The sequence below is a fragment of the Rugamonas sp. FW305-51 genome, assembly GCF_058786935.1.
This window is the reverse complement of the sequence record NZ_JBYSZG010000019.1, coordinates 97,193-115,011: the sequence shown is the minus strand read 5'-3', so window position 1 is coordinate 115,011 and position 17,819 is coordinate 97,193. Positions and strand designations below refer to the sequence as shown.

Genomic DNA, 17,819 nt, shown 5'->3' with positions numbered 1-17,819 from the left:
CCGCGCAGCAGCGTGGACTTGTAGGGCGGGTAAATCAGCTGCGGATGGATGCCGCTAGCGACGGTATCGAAATGCACGGTTCGTCTCCTGGTTGGGGTGGTAGGCCGGACCCGGTGTTGTGCGATAATCGCTCAAGGTGGCCGGTCGTTGATCGTGTTTCACTATCCTAGGTCGATGATGGGGCCGAAACAAGCGGTCAAATGCAGCGCATAGCCGTGGTTCGCACAGTTTGTGCGATATGCGCACAAATTGAGGATTATTTGATGGGCGACAGTGACAAGGGCACCGGCACGGGCACAGCCGCCGGCATCGACACAAGCATGCACGCCAACGCCAACGCCAACGCCAACGCCAACGCCAACGCCAGCATCGGTGTCAGCACCGGCGCTGGCACTGGGCTCGGCACCAGCATCGGTGCCGGCAACGACATTGATCCCGCTTCCGTCCCCGTGCCGCCGGCGCGCGACCTGATAGCGGGTCTGGACAAGGGGCTGCAAGTGATCGAGGCGTTCGACCAGGAACGCCCCAAGCTCACCATCAGCGAAGTGGCCGAGCGCACGGGGCTGACGCGGGCGGCGGCGCGGCGCTATCTGATCACGCTGGTCCACTTGGGCTACGCGCGCCAGCAGGACAAGGTGTTTTCGCTCACGCCCAAGGTGCTGCGGCTGGGCCAGTCCTATCTGCATTCGGCTCGCTTGCCGCGCATCGTCCAGCCCTTGCTGTACCGGCTGGCCTACGCGCTGGGCGAGGCCGCGTCGGCCGGGGTGCTCGAAGGCGATGAGCTGGTGTGCGTGGCCGCCGTCAGTGCTGGCCGCGTGGTATCGGCCACGCTGCAGCCGGGCACCCGGGTGCCGGCCTACTGCACGGCCAACGGGCGGGTGCTGCTGGCCAGCCTGCCGCAGGCGCAGGTGGAGCAGTACGTGGCAAGGGCACAGCCGGAGGCGCTGACGGAACACACCATCGTCAACAAGGAGCGGCTGCTGCTGGAGATCGCGCGCACCCGCGCGCAGGGCTACGCCGTCGTCAACCAGGAGCTGGAACTGGGATTGCGCACCATCGCCGTCCCGCTGCGCAATTTTCGCGGCGAGACGGTGGCGGCCATGAACGTGAGCCTGCATGCGGCCCGCATGCCGGTCGAGGAGATCGTCGAGCGCTGCCTGCCGTCGCTGTTGAAGGTGCAGGTGGAGCTGGCGGCGCTGCTGTAGGCGGCTGGCTGGCGGCTGCGCTTGCGGCTCAGAGGATGTCAGCGCAAAATGCCGCCGGCGTAACAATACGGGTCCGGCCGAAATGCCCGCGCTGCAGAAGGCCCGCCCGACGGTCTCCGGTTACCAGATAGTCCGCATCTCCGGCGAGCGCCATGGCAAGTAAGAATGCATCATTTGGGTCGTCGGCCTCTATGTCCGACGTGAGATGCTCCAGCACGATGGCGCGCTGAAGGTTGTTGACCATCGCTCCGACCCGATGCGGTTGCAGCACGGCCTGGAATTTTGGATATCGACTGGCCCTGCGCAGCTCGTCTAACTGGATCAGGGATGTGACTACTTGAAATCTGGCGGCACGCCAGGCGCGGTAAATAACGTCGGGGGCGCCGCGCGATGAAATCAGCGCGGAGAGCAACACATTAGTGTCGAGCACCACACGCATCAATTATCACGTGCCCATTGCACTGCTTCGTCAACCATGGCGCTCAATTCGTTTTCGGTTAAGCTGGCATTGGCCGCCTTTGCCTGCTCGGCCGTCAATTCCAGGATGTGGGCGCGAACGGCTGCTTCGATGAAGCGCGATAGCTCCCCTTTTCGTCCGCCACCCTGGCTTGCCAGGAAGGTGCGAAGCGACTGATCGGTTTCTGACGAAACGGCGATATTCCAACGTATCTGGCTCATAAGTCTTTAGAAAATAGTTTATCGGCCAAAGCAAATTGGACAGCTAATGCTTGCTGTCCATGCATGGCATCTACGCCTATGTAAGTTTATAGGCCAAATCGACGGCCAGTTCAAGCCGGTACGATAAACGAGAGCGCATTGTCCCGGGACCAAATATACGCGCGCACCGCGCGTCGCATCACGTCTTGCCGAGCGCCTGCTTCAATCCACCCCAGCGCGCCTGGAACAGGCCCGCGTCCATCAGTTTGACATCCCTGACGAGGGGCCGGAAACCCATATGGGCCAGCACGTCGCGTTCCAGGTCGATACCGGGCGCGATTTCCGTCAGTTCCAGGCCGTCCGCCGTCAGGCGCAGCACGGCACGTTCCGTCACGAACAGCACTTGCTGGCGGCGCCGGGCCGCGTCGAGGCCATTGAACGTGATCTGCTCGACCTGCTCGATGAACTTGCGCGATTTGCCCTCGCTGACGATACGCAGCCGGCCATCGCCCACCTCCACCTCCAGCCCGCCGGCAGTGAAGGTGCCGCAGAAAACCAGCCTGGGCGTGGCGCGCGTGATGTTGATGAAGCCGCCGCAGCCCACCGGCCGGCCATTGAATTTGCTGACGTTGACGTTGCCCCGGCTGTCCGCCTGGGCCAGTCCGAGGAAGCTGGCAGCGAGCCCGCCGCCGTCGTAGAAATCGAATTGCGCGGCCTGTTCGATGATGGAGTCGGGATTGTAGGCCAGGCCGAAATCGCCGAACTGCGCCGGCACGCCGCCGTTGATGCCGCTCTCTATGCTCAGTTGCAGCAGGTCGGCCACGCCTTCCTCGGCCGCGATGGAGGGAATGCCGGCCGGGATGCCGATGCCCAGGTTACTCACGGCGCCCGGCGCCAGCTCTAGCGCGGCGCGGCGCGCGATCACCTTGCGCTCGTCCAGCGCCATGGCCGCCAATGATCCCAGCGGCACGCGCAGGTCGCCGCACAGGGCCGGATCGAAGCCGGTGGCGATCGACTGCCTGTGGTTTTCCGGCTGGCCGATGACGACGTAGTCGACCAGCAGCCCCGGTACTTTCACTGTTTTCGGATGCAGGCTGCCGGCCCGCACCACGCGCTCGACCTGGGCGATGACGATGCCGCCGCAGGCGCGCGCCGCCTGTGCGATGGACAGCTGTTCGAGCAGGGCGCCTTCCTTGTCGAGCGTGATATTGCCGCTTTCATCGGCCAGCGTGCCGCGAATGATGGCCACGTCGATCCGGGGGCAGGGGTAGTGCAGCCATTCTTCGCCGCCGAATTCGACCAGCCGCACCAGGTCCTCGCTGCAGCGGCCATTGAGCTTGCCGCCCTCCTGGCGCGGATCGACAAAGGTGCCCAGCCCCACCTTGGTCAGCAAGCCAGGCGTGCGGGCGGCGATGTGGCGCGTCAGGTGCGACAGCGACCCTTGCGGGAAGTTGTAGGCCTCGACCTCGCCGTCGAACACCATCTTCATCATCTCCTTGCCGGTCTGGCCGAAGTGGCCGGCCACGGTGCGCCGGATCATGCCCGGATGGGCAAAGTGCACCATGCCGCCGTCGCCACCGTTGCCGATCGCGCCGCAGGCCCAGGTGGTCAGGTTGCGCGGCCGGCCGCTGGCCAGGAAGCTGCGCTCCAGCCCCTTGAGCACTTCCTCGGCCAGGCCCGTCATGGCCAGTCCACCCAGGAACAGGGTGGCGTCGTTCTCTATCAGGTTGCCAACGTCGTCGGCGCTAATGATCTTCATCCTGCTGCTCCCCGGTCAGTTTTCGTCACGCTTGCTTTTTCTTGATTTTTTATTATACTAAATAATCATTATGTTTTATAACTAAATTCGGAAGGCTTCAGCATGGATCCAGCACAGCAATCGAACGGGCTGTTAAACGTGACTTATGACGGTGCGGTCGCCTGCATCAGCATCAACCGCGCCGCCAAGCGCAATGCGCTGAGCGACGTGCTGATCGGCGCGCTGCGGCGCGCCTTCGAACAGCTGCCGGAGCCTGTGCGGGCCGTGGTGCTGGCTGGCGAAGGCGAGCATTTCTGCGCCGGCTTGGACCTGTCCGAGCTGCGCGAACGGGCCACTGGCGAGGCCATGCACCACTCGCGCATGTGGCATGCCGCTTTCGAGCAGGTGCAGTTCGGGCGGGTGCCCGTGATTGCCGTGCTGCACGGCGCAGTGGTGGGTGGCGGACTGGAACTGGCGTCGGCGGCCCATATCCGGGTGGCCGAAAGCTCGGCCTTTTACGCGCTGCCGGAGGGGCAGCGCGGCCTGTTCGTGGGCGGCGGCGGCTCGGTGCGCATCTCGCGCCTGATCGGCGTGCCTGCCATGACGGACCTGATGCTGACGGGCCGCGTGCTCGATGCGGAGGAGGGCCACCGGCTCGGCGTGTCGCAATACCTGGTGGCACCGGGGCAGGGCCTGGCCAAGGCCATGGAGCTGGCGCGCAAGGTGGGCGCCAATGCGGATATGACCAATTACGGCGTCATGCACGTACTGCCGCGCATAGCCGACCAATCCATCCAGGACGGCATGGTGACCGAATCGCTGATGGCGGCGGTGGCCGTCAGCGATCCGGACACGCGCGGCAGGCTGCTGGCCTTCCTCGAACACAAGGCGAGCAAGGTGCAGTTCAGGGCCTGAGCGAAAACCAAAAAAAGACAGGAGACACGCATGACCCACGCATCATCCCCACCGCGCTACCGCCCGCTGGCTTTCGGCATCGGCGGCGTGGACGTCGAACCCCGGGCCGGCGGCGCCGTCCACGTGCGCGTGCGCCAGGACCTTCAACCCTATCCGGAACGGATGGCCGACCGCCTGCGCCACTGGGCCGCCGTGGCGCCGCAGCGCAGCTACATGGCGCGCCGCGATGGTAATGGCGGTAATGGCGGCGAAGGCGCCTGGCGCCACATTCGTTATGCCGAAGCGCTGGACCATGCGCGCAGCATCGGCCAGGCGCTGCTGCGACGGGGCCTGTCGGCCGAACGGCCGCTGCTGATCCTGTCGGACAACGACCTGGAACATGCGATGCTGGCGCTGGCCTGCCAGTACGTCGGCATTCCCTATGCTCCCATCTCGCCGGCCTATTCGCTGCTGTCGCGCGACTACGACAAGCTGCGCCACGTGCTCCAGCTGCTGACGCCCGGCATGGTGTTCGCCGCCTGCGGCGCGCAATACGGCGCCGCCATCCGCGCCTGCGTGCCGGACGACGTCGAACTGGTGGTGACGGCCTCGCCGCCGCCCGGGCGCGCCGCCACCCTGTACGCCGATCTCGCAGCCACCCGCCCGACCGGCGACGTGGACGCGGCCTGCGCGGCGACGGGGCCGGACACCATCGCCAAGTTCCTGTTCACCTCCGGCTCCACCCGCATGCCCAAGGCCGTCATCAACACCCAGCGCATGTTGTGCAGCAACCAGCAGATGATGCTGCAGACCTGGCCCTTCCTGGCCGAGGAACCGCCGGTGCTGGTCGACTGGCTGCCGTGGAACCACACCTTCGGCGGCAACCACAACGTCGGCCTGGTGCTCTACAACGGAGGCACTTTGTACATCGACGATGGCCGTCCCACACCGCAGGGCATGGAGACGACGCTGCGCAACCTGCGCGAGATTGCCCCCACCGTCTACTTCAACGTGCCCAAGGGCTGGGAAGACCTGGCCTATGCGCTGGAGGCCGATCCCGCCCTCAGCGCTACCTTCCACAGCCGGCTGCGCATGCAGTTCTACGCGGCGGCCGCGCTGCCGCAGGCGATCTGGGACCGGCTGCACGCCGTGGCCGAACGCGATTGCGGCGAACGCATCGTGATGAACTGCGGGCTTGGCATGACGGAGACGGCGCCGTCGTCGCTGTTCGTGGTCCAGCAGCAGGTACAGGCGGGGCAGATCGGCGTGCCGCTGCCCGGCATCACCGTCAAGCTGCTGGCCGATGGCGACAAGACGGAGATCCGCTACCGTGGTCCCAACGTCACGCCCGGCTACTGGCGCGATCCGCGGCAGAGCGAGGCCGCCTTCGACGAGGAAGGCTACTTCCGCTCGGGCGACGCCGTGCGCTGGTTCGACCCGGCGCAGCCGGACCTTGGTTTCATCTTCGACGGCAGGGTGGCCGAGGACTTCAAGCTCTATACCGGCACCTGGGTCAGTGTGGGACCGCTGCGCGGGCGCATCCTACAGGAAGGCGCACCCTACCTGCAGGACGTGGTGGTGGCCGGCCAGGATCGCAAGGAGGTCGGCATCCTGATCCTGCCCAACCGCCAGCTGTGCCGCCGCCTTGCCGCGCTGGGCGACGGCGCCCCCGATGAGCAGGTGCTGCGAGCGCCGGCCGTGCGCGCCTTCTTCCAGGCCATGCTGGAGCGCTTGTACCAGCAGGGCACGGGCAGCGCCAACCGCGTGGCGCGGGCGCTGGTCCTGCTCGACCCGCCCAGCATCGACCAGGGCGAAATCACCGACAAGGGGTCGATCAACCAGCGCGCCGTGCTCACCCACCGCGCCGCGCTGGTGCAGGCGCTGTACGACGACGCCGACCCGGCCGTCCTCCATCCCCAATCCTGACCAGACAAGGACTGCAAATGACAAACAACGGTTTCTATGCCACTTTCGATGACGTATGGATGTTGGGCGGTGTGCGTACGCCCATGGTGGACTACTGCAGCCATTTCGGTGGCATTTCGCCCACCGACCTGGGTATCAAGGTGGCGCGCGAAGCGCTGCGTCGCTGCGGCGTACCGGCGGCAGATATCGGCTCCGTCATCACGGGCAATATGGCGCCGGGCGACTTCTTCCAGTACATGCTGCCGCGTCATATCGGCCTGTACGCGGGCGTGCCGATGGACGTCCCCGCGATCAACGTGCAGCGCATCTGCGGCACGGGCTTCGAGCTGATACGCCAGGCCGGCGACCAGATCGCGCGCGGCTATGCGGACGCCGTGCTGGTGGTGGGCACGGAGAACATGACGCGCAATCCCATCGCCGCCTTCGGCCACCGCACCGGTTTCAGGCTGGGGGCGCCCGTCGAGTTCAAGGACTATATGTGGGAGGCGCTGACCGATCCGGCGCCCGGCGTGACGATGCCGCAGACGGCGGAAAACCTGGCCCGTCAATACGGCATCAGCCGCGCCGACGTCGACCGTTACGCGGCGCTGTCGTTCGGCCGTGCCCTGGCCGCGCAGGAGGACGGCTTCCTGGATGGCGAAATCGTCGCCGTCGATAACGAGTCCTTTGAACTGGAGGGCTACGCCACCCGTAGCATCGCACTGCCGCCCAAGATTGGCGCGGTGACGCGCGATACTCACCCGCGTCCCTCGCCCGTGGAGGTGCTGGCCAAACTGCGTACCCTTTACGACGGCGGGGTGCAAACGGGCGGCAACAGCTCGGCCCTGGTGGACGGGGCGGCTGCCACCACCGTGGCCTCGGGCGCGTACGCGCGCGCGCACGGCCGCGCGCCGCTGGCGCGGGTGGTGGCGGCTGCCGCCGTCGGTGTGGCGCCGGAATACATGGGCATCGGCCCGGCCGCCGCGATCCGGCTGCTGCTGGCCCGCAGCGGACTGGCGCAGGACGATATCGGCGCCTTCGAGATCAACGAGGCGCAGGGCGCCCAGGTGCTTGCCGTCGAGCGGGAGCTGGGGCTGACGCGCGAACGGCTGAACGTCAACGGCGGCGCCATCGCGCTTGGCCACCCGCTGGCCGCCACCGGCGTGCGCCTCACGGTCACGCTGGCGCGCGAGCTGGCACGCAGCGGCAAGCGCTATGGCATTTCCTCGGCCTGCGTGGGCGGTGGCCAGGGCATTGCGCTGCTGATCGAAAACCCGGCTGCGAGATGAGTCGCACCGCAGCCATACCGCAGCCACACCGCGGCCACACCGCAGCCACACTGCAGCCGCACCGCAGCCACAACGCAGCCGCACCGCAGCCGCACTGCAGCCACACTGCAGCCGCACTCGAGCCGCTCTCCAGCCGCCCGTCGGCGTCAGGTTGGCCGCACCATCAATCACATCACAGGAGCATCACATGCAAATACAAGGTCAAGCCGCACTGGTAACTGGCGGCGCATCGGGATTGGGCGCGGAAACGGTACGCCAGCTGGCGCAGGCGGGCGCGCGGGTGGCGGTGCTGGACGTGAACCTGGAGGCGGCGCAGGCGCTGGCGTGCGAAGTGGGCGGCGTTGCCGTCCATTGCGATATCACCAGCGAGGCCGGCATGCGCGACGCGCTGGCCACGGCCCGCGCCGTGCATGGGCCGGCGCGCATCCTCGTCAACTGCGCCGGCATCGGCGGCGCCAGGCGCCTGGTGGGCAGGGACGGCCCCATGCCGCTGGACGATTTCAGCCGCATCGTCAACGTCAACCTGGTGGGCACCTTCAACGCGATCCGGCTGGCGGCGGCCGACATGGTGGCGCTGGCGCCATTGGAAGACCAGGAGCGGGGCGTGATCGTGTGTACTTCATCGGTGGCGGCCTACGATGGCCAGGTGGGGCAGGCCGCCTACGCCGCATCGAAGGGCGGCATCGCCTCGCTCACCTTGCCGCTGGCGCGCGACCTGGCGCAGTTCGGGGTGCGCGTGATGACGGTGGCGCCCGGCCTGTTCCTCACGCCGTTGCTGTACCAGCTGCCCGAAGAAGTGCAGCAATCGCTGGGCGCCTCCATCCCGTTCCCCAAGCGGCTGGGCAAGGCCAGCGAGTTCGCGGCGCTGGCGCTGCACATCGTGACCAACCTGTCGCTCAATGGCGAGGTGATACGGCTCGATGGCGCGCTGCGATTGCCGCCGCGCTGAGGCGGGCCCGCGCCGCCGCGCCGCCGCCCGGCCTTCGCCGCTCCGGTCATCGCCGCGTTGACGCGCCACCTTCGCCTCGCCGTCGCCCGGCGCAGCCGTCGCCGCGCCGGGGCTGCGTGGTAACATGCCGGCTGCCGGGCGGGGCGCCGCCCATCACTTTCATTGCCTGACCATGCCGCACAAGAAATCGCAACAACTTATCAGTTCCATCCAGGAGGCCGCGGAGCAGGAGCTCGACCAGAGCCTGCTTCTGAGCCTGGTCGGCTACAACTGCAAGCGCGCCTACCTGCACATCAAGCCCATGTTCGACAAGCGCATGGCCAAGTACGACTTGCGCCCAGTCGAATTCACGGTACTGAGCCTGCTCAAGGCCAATCCCAACATCAGCCAGAAGCGCTTGTCCGATGCGATCAGCGTGTCGCCGCCCAACGTGGCCACCCTGCTGGACCGGCTGGAACAGCGCGCGCTGTTGCAGCGCCAGCGCAACCCGCTCGACAAGCGGTCGCAGACGCTGGTGCTGACGGCCGAGGGCCTGCGCCTGTGCGACAAGGCCGAAAAGACAGCCAGCGAACTGGAAGCGACGGCATCGAACGCGCTGACCGACGCCGAGCGCGCCGAACTGATACGCCTGCTGCAGAAGATAGGCTGACGCCTCGCATACACTAAAAGTCCAAGGCTAGCGGCCCATCAAACTGCCGGCCTGGCGCTGGAAGTCCCTGGGCGCCAGCCCGATGCGGCGCTTGAAGAAGCGCGTGAAGTAGGCCGGATCGGCAAACCCCAGCGCATACGACACGGCATTGACCGTCATGGACGTGTAGGCCAGGTTGCGCTTGGCCTCCAGCAGTACGCGTTCATGTATCAGCTCCAGCGCCGACTTGCCGGCATGGCCGCGCGCAATAGCGTTCAGGTGGGCCGAGGTGATGCCGATCTGCCGCGCGTAATAGCCTACCGGGTAATGCCCTGCGTAGTTTTCCTCGATCAGCCGCTCGAACCGGGCGAAATGCCTGCCGCCTTTGTCGTTCACTTGCGCCGGCAGCAGCAGCATGGCCTTGCGGCTGGCCCAGACCAGGATGGTCGTCAGCAGCGCCTCTATTTGCCCCTGGCGGTGCGGCGCGGGCTGGCGGTACTCGGCCGCCAGCGCGCCGAAAGTCATGCGCGCATGGCGCCCGTCCGCATCGCCGGCCAGCGAGTGCAGGCCGGGCGCGCCCAGCACGGCCAATTCCTCGCCCAGGTGGCGCGCGATCCGCTCCAGCAGGGGATAGGCAATCGTGATCACGTGGCCCTGCGCGTGGCGGTTGAACTGGAAACCGTGGATGACGCGCTGCGGCACCAGCAGTACCTGGCCGGCGCGCATGTCGCACTGGGCTTCGTCGAGCGTGATGCGGGCGTGGCCCCGTTCCAGGAACAGCAGCTGGAACAGCCCGTGATGCTGATGCGGCACAATATGCCAATTGTGCAAGCTGCTGCGCGATGCGATCGATTCGCAGTGGACCAGGTCGGGTGTGATCCACTGTTCCGATTCGCCGTATAGCTTGAAGACTGGTACTTCGCCGGCTTTGTTCATGGCATCGCCCGTGACGGAAAGGGTTGGCGGCGGCGGCGCACGAAATAGGGCGCGATCCGCGAAAAGTCCAATATTAACGCCGAAATGTCCATTCCGTGAATTTCTCTTCGGGGCGACCATGCAGCCTGACCCCGCGGCGCACGGCATGGGCCGTCCGCGGGCTTTGAGGATACGGAAGATGAAAACACAAGTCGCCATTATCGGCGCCGGGCCTTCGGGATTGCTGCTCGGCCAACTGCTGCACCAGCAGGGTATCGCCACCGTGATACTGGAAGCGCGTACACCGGACTATGTGCTGGGCCGCATCCGCGCCGGCGTGCTGGAACAGGGTTTTGCCGACCTGCTGCGCCAGGCCGGGGCGGGCGCGCGCATGGACCGCGAGGGCCACGTACACACCGGTTTCGAGATCTGTTTCGACGGCCGCCGTGAACGGATAGACCTGCACGGCCTCACCGGCGGCAAGAGTGTGATGGTCTACGGCCAGACGGAAGTGACGCGCGACCTGATGGCGGCGCGGGAGGCCAGCGGCGGCATCACCATCTACGAAGCGGAGCAGGTGCAGCCGCACGACTTCTGCGGCGAGCGGCCCCGCGTGACCTTCGTCAAGAATGGCGCGACGGTGACCTTGGAATGCGACTACATCGCCGGCTGCGACGGCTTTCACGGCGTGTCGCGCAAGTCGGTGCCGCAGGACGCCATCAAGACCTTCGAGCGGGTCTATCCTTTCGGCTGGCTGGGCGTGCTGTCGCACACGCCGCCCGTGTCCGATGAGCTGATCTACGCCCGCCACCCGCGCGGCTTTGCCCTGTGCAGCATGCGTTCGCCCACGTTAAGCCGCTACTACGTGCAATGCGCGCTGGACGAAGACCTCGACACCTGGTCCGATCAGCGCTTCTGGGACGAGCTCAAGTCGCGCCTGCCGGACGACGTGGCGGCCCGCCTGGTGACGGGGCCGTCCATCGAAAAGAGCATCGCGCCGCTGCGCAGCTTCGTGGCCGAGCCGATGAAGTTCGGCCGCCTGTTCCTGGTGGGCGACGCCGCCCACATCGTGCCGCCCACGGGCGCCAAGGGCCTGAACCTGGCGTCGAGCGACGTCCACACGCTGTACCACGCGCTGCGCAGGACCTACCACGAGGGCCGCACCGACCTGCTGGAGAAGTATTCCGATATCTGCCTGCGCCGCATCTGGAAGGCCGAGCGCTTCTCGTGGTGGATGACGTCCGTGCTGCACAAGTTCGACGACGATGGCTTCAACCAGCGCATCCAGCAGGCCGAACTGGCCTACTACACCAGCACCGAGGCCGGCCGCACCACCATTGCCGAGAACTACGTCGGCCTGCCGTACGAGCCGGTCGAATAGGCCTGGCCGTCGCGTGGCGCCAACACTTGTGTGCCATAAAACGAACACTTAGTCGTATTTTTCATTTTATTTTCTCCGCCGCAAGCAGGTTTTCCGGTAGTATTTTGTAAAAACCGAACTAAACGTCGGTTTATGCCAGATGCGCAGGTCAACCAACAAGCGAAAGGAGCAGTACAGATGAAGAAGAAGGCAACCATCGCCATCCTCGGCGGTGCGGGCATGATGGGGCAGGGCGTCATCCGCGACCTGCTGTCGGAGCGCGCCATCGTGGGCATCGCCGAAGTGCGGCTGTTCGACACCAATCGCGAACGGATGGTGGCGCTGCGCGAACAGCTGGACGATTCCCGCCTCACCCTGCACGACCTGGACGTGGCCGATCCGGCCGCGCTGGCGCGCTCGCTGGCCGGCGCCGACATCTGCGTCAACGCCGTGCCCACGCTGGCCGGCCACCAGATGGCCATCTTCCGCGCCGCGCTGGCGGCCGGCGTCGACTACGTCGACCTGGGCGGGCTGGGCACCTACACCGTCAAGCAGCTGGAGTGGCAGGAGCGCTTCCGCCAGGCCGGCGTGGTGGCGGTGCTGGGCGTGGGCGCCGATCCCGGCATGTCGAACGTGATCTGCCGCGCCGTGGCGGACCAGCTGGATGAAGTGGACAGCATCAACCTGTACTGGGCCGCCACCCTGACGGGGCCGGAGAACCCGGTGCTGGTGCCGCCGTACAGCGTATCGACCGTGCTGGCCGAATACGCCCACCCCTGCATCCAGTTCCTGGACGGCCGCCACGTGGAATGCCTGCCCCAGACCGGCATCGAAACCATCGACCTGCCGCAGCCGTGGGGCCGCTGCGAGTTCATGTACTCGATCCACTCGGAGCAGCTGACGGTGCCGCTGGCCGACGGCATCCGCGAAAAGGGTATCCGCGAATTCACCTGGAAGTTGCACCTGCCGCAGCGCGAGCATGAGGCGTGGGTGGGCCTGGTCAAGGCCGGCTTCGGCGACTTCGAGCGGCCGGTGGAAGTGAACGGCGTGGCCGTGCGTCCGCTCGATGTGCTCAACGCCGTCATCAGCCGCAATATCGCCGAGAACCAGGAACGCATTCCGCAGCAGCAGAGCCACGAGATCCACTTCGCCATCGGCCATGGCCGGGTACGCGGCCAGGCCGCCACTGTGCGCTGCCAGGTCATCGTCCGTCCCGATCCCATGTACGACGGCTATGTGGACGCGGCCACGTCGATGAACGCCTCGATCGCCGTGCAGCTGATGCTGAGTGAGCCGCGCCGGCCCGGCGTGTACGCACCGGAAGCCTATTTCGACGCCACCAGCTATTTCCGCGAAGCGGAGAAGCGCAAGTTCGCCATCACGCTCACGCGCGATATCGCCTGACCGGGCAGGGGGAGACATGCGTAACCTGCTCTACATCGACGGCGCCTTCGTCGAACCGGCGGCCGGCGTCTTCATGGACGTGGTGGACCCGGCCAGCGAGGAAGTGTTCGCCCGCGCGGCGGCCGGCACCCGGGCCGACGTGGAGGCGGCCGTGCAGGCCGCGCGCCGCGCCTTCGACCACGGACCGTGGCCGCGCATGCCGGCCGCCGCCCGCGCCGACATCCTGCGCCGGGTGGCGGCCGACATCCGCGCCAACCTGGAGCAACTGGCGCTGCTGGAGATGCGCGACAACGGCAAACCGCTCAAGGAGGCGCGTTGGGATATCGGCGACGCGGCGTTCTGTTTCGAGTATTACGCCGACATGGCCGAACAGGCCGAGGCGGACGGCGAGACGGCGGTCGATGTGGGCGACGCCCGCTTTGCATGCCGGGTGCGCAAGGAGCCGGTGGGCGTGGTGGGCGCTATCACGCCCTGGAACTTCCCCTTGCTGATGGCGGCGTGGAAGGTGGCGCCGGCGCTGGCGTCGGGCTGCTGCGTGGTGCTCAAGCCGTCCGAACTGTGTCCGCTCAGTTGCGGAGAATTGGCGCGTTTCTTCCACCGCGCCGGCCTGCCGCCCGGTGTGTTCAACCTGGTGACGGGCCTGGGGCAGGAAGCGGGGGCGCCGCTGAGCGAACATCCCGGCATCGACAAGCTGGCCTTTACCGGCTCCGAGGCCACGGGGTCGCGCGTGATGCAGGCGGCGGCGCGCGACATCCGCAACGTCAGCCTGGAACTGGGCGGCAAGTCGCCGTTCATTATTTTCGCTGACTGCGACCTGGACAAGGCGGTGGAGTGGATACAGTTCGGCGTGTTCTGGAACCAGGGCCAGATCTGTTCCGCCACTTCGCGCGTGCTGGTCGAGCGGCCCGTGTATGAAGCCTTGCTGGCCAAATTGAAGATGGCCGCCGAGCGCATCGTGCTGGGACCCGGCGGACGGGACGGCGTGCAGATGGGGCCCATCGTATCGGCCGGCCAGTACCGGCGGGTGCTGGAGGGGATAGCGCGCGGGCGCGCGTGCGGGGCGCGGCTGGTCACCGGCGGCGGCCGGCCGGCGCACCTGGCGCGCGGCTATTTCATCGAGCCCACCATCTTTGCCGAGGTGCCGCTCGACAGCTGGATCTGGCGCGAGGAAGTGTTCGGCCCCGTGCTGTGCGTCCATCCGTTCGACACCGAGGAGAAAGCGGTGGCGTTGGCCAACGACACTCGCTACGGCCTGGCCGGCGCCGTGATGTCCGACGACCTGGCGCGCTGCGACTGGGTGGCCAGGGAACTGCGCGCCGGTGTAGTGTGGATCAACTGTTCGCAGCCCACGTTTACCCAGCTGCCGTGGGGCGGCTACAAGGCGTCGGGCCTGGGCCGGGAGCTGGGGCGCCACGGTTATGAAGCCTTCCTGGAGGTCAAGCAGATCGCCAGGTTTGACCATGGCTGCGACTGGAATTGGTATCGGCAGGGGGCGCGCGGCGGCTGAACGGCGCGGCCACGGCGGGCGGCCGCCGTGATTGTGTACGCGTCCGCTGGCAGGCCTCACTTATTTTTACAACAATGTCATAAATCGCTGGAAACTGAACAATTACTCGGTTATATTTGTATCCAGTCGCTGTTAATAAAAAAGGTACATGGTCGGTAAATGAATGGGCGAACGTATCCCGCCTGGCTTTCAAATCCGATTAAAAATTCGACTTATAACAAGCTAGAAAGTGTCCTGTCCGAATCCCGGACCAGGGCACGCCCATGATCAGATTGGAGAATATGAAAATGGCTCACCCGAATACTTCCTTTTGCCCGCACCGTCCTGCCTTCCGGCCTGACGCACTGCGTAGCCTGATTGCCTGCGCTGCATTGCTGGCCGCGGCCGGCGGCCAGGCGCTGGCTGCCGATGCCGCCCACCTGGGTACTACCCTCACGCCGCTCGGCGCCGAGGTGGCCGGCAACAAGGACGGCCGCATCCCGGCCTGGAAGAACGAAACGCAGGCCAGCGACGGCTGGGCATGGGGAAAACTGCGCAAGGACTACTGGAAGTACAAGAACGATAAAGTCCTGTACACGGTCAACGCCGCCAACCTGGCGCAGCATGCCGATGCGCTGACGCCGGGCCAGCAGGCCCTGCTCAAGCAGAACCCGGGCTTCCAGATGGAGGTCTACCCGACCCGCCGCAGCTGCGGCGTGCCGGACTTCATCGCCGAGAACACCCGCAAGAACGTGGGCACGGCCAAGCTGGGCGACGATGGCTGGAGCCTGAAATCGGCGGTGGTACCGGGCACGCCGTTCCCCGTGCCGGCCAATGGCGCGCAGGCCATGATGAACATGAAGATGCGTTACCGCGGCGTGGGCGTGGATTTCCAGAACGGCTACACCTTCGTGTCGCCGCGCCGTGGCAGCGAGGACTGGATACAGGCCGGCTTCGAACAGACCTACTTCTTCCCGGCCGGGAAAAAGGGCTCGAACAACCTGGCCGACGTCGGCAACATCGAATACTTCACCTACTTTAGCTACAAGTCGCCGGCGGCGCTGGCCGGCCAGGCGCTGGCGGCCAGCATCTATCTCGATACGCCGAGCAGCGAGACGTTCTATTACTTCCCCGGCCAGCGCCGCGTGCGCCGCCTGCCGGCCTACGCCTACGATGCGCCGCAAATCGGCTTCGAGAACCAGTACCTGCTGGACGAGACCAATATGTTCACCGGCACGCTGGACCGCTTCGACTGGAAGATCTCCGGCAAGAAGGAAGTGCTGGTGCCGTACAACGTGTTCGGCGTGTACGACTTCAAGGCCAAGATCCAGGACGTGGTACAGCGCAATGCGCTGGCCACCAGCACCCGCCGCTACGAACTGCACCGCGTGTGGGTGATCGAGGCGACCGTCAAGCAGGGCGCGCGGCACGTTTCGCCCAAGCGCACCTTCTATCTTGACGAAGACAGCTGGAACGTCGTGCTGGCCGAGGATTATGACGTGCAGGGCGCGCTGTGGAAGGTGAGGGAGGGCTACCTGGTCCCGGTCTACGAGACGGGCACCTGCGACGTGCTGGCGTTCGGCCAGTACAACCTGCCCGAAGGCCGCTACATCTTCGACTTCAACACGGTAGGCGCGGGCAGCGACGTGAAATGGCTCACCGAGACACGCGGCGAGCGCATGAAAGCGTCCTTCTTCACCTCTGAAAACCTGCGAGCCATCAGCGACCGCTGATCCGCCAGCCAACCCGGGAGAGTTCCATGAACAAGCCAATTATCTTGGCCTGCGGCCTCGGTGCGCTCGTCGCCAGCGTGGCAGCGCGTGCCGAAACCTTTAACACCGGCTTCGTGTCGGGCAGTTTCGATTCCACCATCAGCGTCGGCACCGGCATCCGTACCAGGGGCCCGGATGCGGGCCTCATCACGGCCGGCAATACGGGCGGTCCGGCCGGCGTGCTGTCGCCGACCAGCAGCCTGGGCGACCAGGGCGACCTGAATTATGCCAGGCACGATGCCTTTACCACCTACCTGAAAGGCTCGCACGAGCTGCTGCTCAAGTTCCCCGAGGACTGGACGGCGATGGGGCGGGTCAGCTGGCTGCGCGATTTCACGGCCACCCATACCACCGGCTGGACCAGCGCCACCACGCCGCCCGGCCTGGACGACAACCTGGCGCCGGACGCCCGCAAGGACTTGCGCTTCAAGGCGCGGCTGCTGGACCTGTGGGTCAGCAAGAAGTTCGACATCGACGACCACATGCTGCGCATCCGCGCCGGCAACCAGGTCATCAGCTGGGGCGAGAGCCTGTTCATCCCGGGCGGCATCAACGTCACCAATGCGGTGGACCTGATGCGCCTGTCGCAACCGGGTACCCAGATCAAGGAAGCGATCCTGCCGGCGCCCATTGTCAGCGCGGCGGCGGGCCTGGGCCATGGCCTGAACGCGGAAGCCTACGTGCAGCTGGGCTGGAACGCCAACTACATGCCGCCCACGGGCAGCTACTGGTCCACCTTCAACGGCCTGGGCGCCGGCCATGACGACTACTTCCTGCAGGAGACCAAGGCCCGCAACGGCGGCCAGTGGGGCGTATCGCTGCGCTACCAGCCGACCGGCACGCAGCTGAACCTGGGCGCCTACGCCATCAACTACCACGACAAGTCGCCGTCGTTCACCTTCAACAATCCCAATGGCGCGATGGGCTGGGTGTATGGCGAGGACAGGCGCCTGTATGGCCTGTCCGCCAATTTCCCCGTCGGCGACTGGGCGGTCGGTTCCGAGCTGTCCTACCGGCCGCGCGACGGCGCCACGCTGAACGCGGCCACCACGGCCTGCTCCTCGCAAGGCGGCAACTGCTGGGTCGACACGGCACGCATGCAGGCCGCCGTTACCGGCATGTTCAGCCTGACGCCGGACACGGCGCCGGCCATCCTGCGCCTGCTGCACGCCGATTCCGGCACCCTGCTGGCCGAGGCGGTGGCGATCCGCTTCCCGCACCTGCAGAACCAGTACGGCGACGACCTGGTGTCGGCCGGCGGCTGGGGCTGGGGCCAGGAATATTCGCCCACCGGCACCCCGGTGGCCGTGGGCACCCGCAATTCCTCGGGCGTGAACTTCGACTTCAGCTGGGTGTATGACGGCTCGCTGGTGCCGGGCTGGCAGGTGGTGCCGGAGGTGTACTACTTCCGCGCCCTTAGCGGCCGCACGCCCAACGGCGCCGCCACGTTCATGAAGGGCGCGCAGTCGGTCAACTTCACGCTGAGTTTCATCCAGAACCCGGCCAACTGGCAGGTGGCCGTCAACTACGCGCGCTTCATGGGCGGCAATGCGGTGTTCGACCAGCCTTATCGCGACCGCAGCTTTGTCGGCGTGACCATCTCGCGCAACTTCTGAA

15 protein-coding genes and 1 pseudogene are annotated in these 17,819 nt (G+C 66.2%); 11 read left to right on the top strand and 5 right to left on the bottom strand.

All coding sequences use genetic code 11. The features are described from left to right. A pseudogene (locus AC3WOS_RS15125) lies at positions 1-77 on the bottom strand (protocatechuate 3,4-dioxygenase subunit beta); the annotation flags it as partial. 186 nt (positions 78-263) lie between these two features. Here AC3WOS_RS15125 and AC3WOS_RS15120 point away from each other — a divergent pair. Then, entirely contained in the window at positions 264-1,205 is a 942-nt protein-coding gene (locus AC3WOS_RS15120) for an IclR family transcriptional regulator domain-containing protein (protein WP_492716843.1), read from the top strand. Positions 1,206-1,233: 28 nt separating this feature from the next. Here the strand turns inward: AC3WOS_RS15120 and AC3WOS_RS15115 are convergent, their stop codons facing one another. From AC3WOS_RS15115 to AC3WOS_RS15105, 3 genes are all read right to left on the bottom strand, one after another. Beyond that, positions 1,234-1,644 carry a putative toxin-antitoxin system toxin component, PIN family gene (locus AC3WOS_RS15115; RefSeq protein WP_492716842.1) on the bottom strand — a complete coding sequence of 137 codons (411 nt, stop codon included), beginning with the start codon at positions 1,642-1,644 and terminating at the stop codon, positions 1,234-1,236. Then, a complete protein-coding gene (locus AC3WOS_RS15110; RefSeq protein ID WP_492716841.1) occupies positions 1,644-1,883 on the bottom strand; it encodes a ribbon-helix-helix domain-containing protein in 240 nt (79 codons plus the stop codon). The genes AC3WOS_RS15115 and AC3WOS_RS15110 overlap by 1 nt, the downstream gene beginning before the upstream one ends. A gap of 178 nt (positions 1,884-2,061) precedes the next feature. Then, positions 2,062-3,621 carry an acyl CoA:acetate/3-ketoacid CoA transferase gene (locus tag AC3WOS_RS15105; RefSeq protein WP_492716840.1) on the bottom strand — a complete coding sequence of 520 codons (1,560 nt, stop codon included), beginning with the start codon at positions 3,619-3,621 and terminating at the stop codon, positions 2,062-2,064. Positions 3,622-3,723: 102 nt separating this feature from the next. On the opposite strand from AC3WOS_RS15105, the gene AC3WOS_RS15100 reads away from it, so the two are divergent. From AC3WOS_RS15100 to AC3WOS_RS15080, 5 genes are all read left to right on the top strand, one after another. Beyond that, complete coding sequence (locus AC3WOS_RS15100; protein WP_492716839.1) at positions 3,724-4,515, top strand: crotonase/enoyl-CoA hydratase family protein; 792 nt, start codon at positions 3,724-3,726, stop codon at positions 4,513-4,515. 30 nt (positions 4,516-4,545) lie between these two features. Continuing rightward, positions 4,546-6,420, top strand: a complete 1,875-nt coding sequence (locus AC3WOS_RS15095) for a feruloyl-CoA synthase (protein WP_492716838.1) — start codon at positions 4,546-4,548, stop codon at positions 6,418-6,420. A 17-nt stretch (positions 6,421-6,437) separates the two neighbouring features. Further along, a complete protein-coding gene (locus AC3WOS_RS15090; RefSeq protein WP_492716837.1) occupies positions 6,438-7,688 on the top strand; it encodes a thiolase family protein in 1,251 nt (416 codons plus the stop codon). 187 nt (positions 7,689-7,875) lie between these two features. Then, positions 7,876-8,637 (top strand): SDR family NAD(P)-dependent oxidoreductase, encoded by a 762-nt coding sequence (locus AC3WOS_RS15085; RefSeq protein WP_492716836.1) that lies wholly within the window; start codon positions 7,876-7,878, stop codon positions 8,635-8,637. A 172-nt stretch (positions 8,638-8,809) separates the two neighbouring features. After that, positions 8,810-9,286 (top strand): MarR family winged helix-turn-helix transcriptional regulator, encoded by a 477-nt coding sequence (locus AC3WOS_RS15080; RefSeq protein ID WP_492716835.1) that lies wholly within the window; start codon positions 8,810-8,812, stop codon positions 9,284-9,286. 27 nt (positions 9,287-9,313) lie between these two features. On the opposite strand, the gene AC3WOS_RS15075 is transcribed toward AC3WOS_RS15080, so the two are convergent. Continuing rightward, positions 9,314-10,201, bottom strand: a complete 888-nt coding sequence (locus AC3WOS_RS15075; protein WP_492716834.1) for a helix-turn-helix domain-containing protein — start codon at positions 10,199-10,201, stop codon at positions 9,314-9,316. Positions 10,202-10,379: 178 nt separating this feature from the next. On the opposite strand from AC3WOS_RS15075, the gene pobA reads away from it, so the two are divergent. From pobA to AC3WOS_RS15050, 5 genes are all read left to right on the top strand, one after another. Then, positions 10,380-11,561: a 4-hydroxybenzoate 3-monooxygenase gene (gene pobA / locus AC3WOS_RS15070; protein ID WP_492716833.1), complete on the top strand. Its 1,182-nt coding sequence runs from the start codon at positions 10,380-10,382 to the stop codon at positions 11,559-11,561. A 177-nt stretch (positions 11,562-11,738) separates the two neighbouring features. Then, positions 11,739-12,944 (top strand): saccharopine dehydrogenase family protein, encoded by a 1,206-nt coding sequence (locus AC3WOS_RS15065; RefSeq protein WP_492716832.1) that lies wholly within the window; start codon positions 11,739-11,741, stop codon positions 12,942-12,944. Positions 12,945-12,960: 16 nt separating this feature from the next. Further along, on the top strand, positions 12,961-14,451 hold the full coding sequence (locus AC3WOS_RS15060) for an aldehyde dehydrogenase family protein (protein WP_492716831.1): 1,491 nt from the start codon (positions 12,961-12,963) through the stop codon (positions 14,449-14,451). Positions 14,452-14,738: 287 nt separating this feature from the next. Continuing rightward, the gene (locus tag AC3WOS_RS15055; RefSeq protein ID WP_492716830.1) at positions 14,739-16,163 is read left to right on the top strand and encodes a DUF1329 domain-containing protein; all 1,425 of its coding nucleotides are present in this window, start codon (positions 14,739-14,741) and stop codon (positions 16,161-16,163) included. 26 nt (positions 16,164-16,189) lie between these two features. Further along, entirely contained in the window at positions 16,190-17,818 is a 1,629-nt protein-coding gene (locus AC3WOS_RS15050) for a DUF1302 domain-containing protein (protein ID WP_492716829.1), read from the top strand. The last annotated feature ends 1 nt before the right edge of the window (position 17,819 follow it).

Coding starts and splice junctions, on each gene's coding strand:
- AC3WOS_RS15115 (WP_492716842.1), bottom strand. CDS start 1,644: ATGCGTGTGGTGCTCGACACTAATGTGTTGCTCTCCGCGCTGATTTCA.
- AC3WOS_RS15085 (WP_492716836.1), top strand. CDS start 7,876: ATGCAAATACAAGGTCAAGCCGCACTGGTAACTGGCGGCGCATCGGGA.
- AC3WOS_RS15080 (WP_492716835.1), top strand. CDS start 8,810: ATGCCGCACAAGAAATCGCAACAACTTATCAGTTCCATCCAGGAGGCC.
- AC3WOS_RS15065 (WP_492716832.1), top strand. CDS start 11,739: ATGAAGAAGAAGGCAACCATCGCCATCCTCGGCGGTGCGGGCATGATG.
- AC3WOS_RS15100 (WP_492716839.1), top strand. CDS start 3,724: ATGGATCCAGCACAGCAATCGAACGGGCTGTTAAACGTGACTTATGAC.
- AC3WOS_RS15095 (WP_492716838.1), top strand. CDS start 4,546: ATGACCCACGCATCATCCCCACCGCGCTACCGCCCGCTGGCTTTCGGC.
- AC3WOS_RS15055 (WP_492716830.1), top strand. CDS start 14,739: ATGGCTCACCCGAATACTTCCTTTTGCCCGCACCGTCCTGCCTTCCGG.
- AC3WOS_RS15075 (WP_492716834.1), bottom strand. CDS start 10,201: ATGAACAAAGCCGGCGAAGTACCAGTCTTCAAGCTATACGGCGAATCG.
- AC3WOS_RS15120 (WP_492716843.1), top strand. CDS start 264: ATGGGCGACAGTGACAAGGGCACCGGCACGGGCACAGCCGCCGGCATC.
- pobA (WP_492716833.1), top strand. CDS start 10,380: ATGAAAACACAAGTCGCCATTATCGGCGCCGGGCCTTCGGGATTGCTG.
- AC3WOS_RS15090 (WP_492716837.1), top strand. CDS start 6,438: ATGACAAACAACGGTTTCTATGCCACTTTCGATGACGTATGGATGTTG.
- AC3WOS_RS15060 (WP_492716831.1), top strand. CDS start 12,961: ATGCGTAACCTGCTCTACATCGACGGCGCCTTCGTCGAACCGGCGGCC.
- AC3WOS_RS15050 (WP_492716829.1), top strand. CDS start 16,190: ATGAACAAGCCAATTATCTTGGCCTGCGGCCTCGGTGCGCTCGTCGCC.
- AC3WOS_RS15110 (WP_492716841.1), bottom strand. CDS start 1,883: ATGAGCCAGATACGTTGGAATATCGCCGTTTCGTCAGAAACCGATCAG.
- AC3WOS_RS15105 (WP_492716840.1), bottom strand. CDS start 3,621: ATGAAGATCATTAGCGCCGACGACGTTGGCAACCTGATAGAGAACGAC.